This window comes from Pseudolactococcus plantarum (assembly GCF_002441715.1).
GTDB lineage: Bacteria > Bacillota > Bacilli > Lactobacillales > Streptococcaceae > Pseudolactococcus > Pseudolactococcus plantarum.
The window spans coordinates 1-335 of record NZ_JXJX01000041.1; the positions used below are offsets into that span (position 1 = coordinate 1).

Annotated in this window: 1 pseudogene; it reads right to left on the reverse strand. The window is 43.0% G+C overall.

The window, feature by feature from the left end:
- Positions 1-335 (reverse strand): annotated as a pseudogene (locus tag RU87_RS09690) (hypothetical protein); the annotation flags it as partial.

Consider the following 335-nt stretch of genomic DNA (forward strand, 5'->3'; position numbering starts at 1 on the left):
GTAGTAGTGCTTCTGGATTTTCTTTCAGCCAAGCTTGTTCAGACTTAGTGAGGGTACTGATTTGGTTTTGTCCCCAATCATCAAAACTTGTTGTCCTAAATCCACTTGCCTGTCCATGTTTAGCTGCCATCTTCATCATATAGCCACCTGATTGGCTAAACCCTGCCACATCAGTAACCGTCCCTTTATGTTTTGCAAGTTTATCTTTTGTCTGTGTTAAAAATCTTTCTGCATCATAATACTCCTCTGATAAGCCACCTAAGTAGGCTACTCCAGCAGTCGCAAAACCGTCTCTACCTGTCTCACCCCAAGTATTTGTCCCAGCATACACAACC